The sequence below is a fragment of the Clostridium sp. OM05-6BH genome (assembly GCF_003481635.1).
Lineage (GTDB): Bacteria > Bacillota > Clostridia > Lachnospirales > Lachnospiraceae > Butyribacter.
In genome coordinates this window covers 62,180-62,411 of sequence record NZ_QULH01000016.1, presented here as the reverse complement: position 1 = coordinate 62,411, position 232 = coordinate 62,180, and the positions used below count along the sequence as shown (strand labels likewise).

The following is a 232-nucleotide window of genomic DNA, read 5'->3' as shown; positions in this document are numbered from 1 at the left end:
ATAAGAAGCAACCAACGATTTCCTATGTGCAATCAGCAAAGACAAAGACGGCAAGCGTTACGGTGCCGGATAAAGTGACGATCGGAGGCGTGACATACAAAGTAACAGCCATTGCACCAAAAGCTTTTGCGAATAACAAAAAGCTGAAAAAAGTAACGATCAGCAAAAACATTACATCTATCGGCAAAAATGCGTTTGCCGGATGTAAAAAGTTGAAGAAGATCACGATCAA

At 40.9% G+C, this 232-nt stretch carries 1 protein-coding gene; it reads left to right on the top strand.

From position 1 onward, the window contains the following. On the top strand, positions 1 to 232 hold a 232-nt coding region (locus DXB73_RS14715; RefSeq protein ID WP_207665873.1), incomplete at both ends, for a leucine-rich repeat protein.